Source organism: Pseudomonadota bacterium (assembly GCA_010028905.1).
Classification (GTDB): domain Bacteria; phylum Vulcanimicrobiota; class Xenobia; order RGZZ01; family RGZZ01; genus RGZZ01.
The window spans coordinates 1-1291 of the sequence record RGZZ01000841.1; the positions used below are offsets into that span (position 1 = coordinate 1).

A 1291-nucleotide genomic window follows, 5' to 3' on the forward strand; every position below is an offset into this window, starting at 1 on the left:
CTTGCTCAATTGGCCTGCTCTTCCACCGGTCGCGCGCTGCTGCGCTCAACCGGCGCAGTTCATGCCATCCCAGAGCGCGCTCTGCCAGAAGCCGTGCTCACCTTTCTTGGCGCTGCGCGCAGCGAGGGCCGTCAGCTTTAGAGTGCGCCACATCTCGAGGTTGCCCTCGAAGAAGCCAGGCTCGTGGTATGCGATGCCATTCGGGAAGAGTCGCTTGCACTCGGGCGAGCCAGCGGGGAAATGCTTCTCGACCACCTCCTTGACCATCGTGCGTGCCTCGCGCAGGTTGTGCCGCGGCAGGCGCGGGAACAAGTGGTGCTCTACCTGGAACTGGAGGCCGATGTGTACGAAATCGAGCCACTTCGGCGTCGAAACGTTCATAGTGGTGCGCATCGTGGTGATGTACCACTCGTCGTCTGGACCCGTGTACGCGCGCCCGGCGTACGCATGCATCGACCAGTGCGAGAGCACGATCTGAACGTGCAGCACGCCCGCGACGGCGTGCGACACCATGACCCAGCTGACGGCCTGCGCCCAGGTGGGCATCGACCAGGCGGTGGCAAGGACCCACGAGAAGAAGACGGCGATGCCTGCGAGCTCGGTCTTGGGGTAGTGCGTCTTATCGGGTTGTGTGAGCAGGTAGATGAGCCCCTGCACATACAGGTTCCACCGGCCGAGCGCCATCAGAGGATAGAAGAAGAGGTGCTGGTACGACACGAGCAGCCGCGCCACGTCATCCATGCCTACCCACTTCCGGTGGTACGTGTCCCACCACTTGGGCCGGCTGAAGATTTTGGGGCTGATGGCGAGCATGGGCATGTGCTGGATGTTCGGGTCGTGCTCGATCGCATTGCACGCGACGTGGTGCGTGTTGTGGTCGCTCTTCCACCAGCCGACCGAAAGGCCCATGAGCGCGGAGAGGGTCGATCCGATCCGATGGTCGCGGTGGAAGTCGTGCGTCACTCCGCTGTGCCCGAGGTCGTGCCCGATGCCCGCAAGCTGCTGCCAGAAGACCCCCATGAGCACTGCGCCGCTCATGTGCGCAGTGCACGAGGTGCAGCCGAGCGAGAGATACAGACTGCTCAGGAAGAGCGCGGCGTGCCAGGCGGCCATCTTAGCGTAGAAATGCATGTCCGTCTCGAAGAGGCCGCGGCGCAGTAGCTCGAGGCGCACCCTCCGAAAGTCGGCCACGTGGGGCCAGACCACGATCTCCCCCGGCGCCATCTCGCCGATCAGGAACGCGGGCAGCATCTTCTCGTAGACGCGAGCCGCGTGGTAGTTGGCAAACACG

The 1291-nt window shown here is 63.8% G+C and carries 1 protein-coding gene; it reads right to left on the reverse strand.

Annotation, left to right across the window (positions count from 1 at the left end):
* Positions 1–45: 45 nt before the first annotated feature.
* Complete coding sequence (locus EB084_25775) at positions 46–1290, reverse strand: acyl-CoA desaturase (protein ID NDD31673.1); 1245 nt, start codon at positions 1288–1290, stop codon at positions 46–48.
* Position 1291 lies beyond the last annotated feature (1 nt).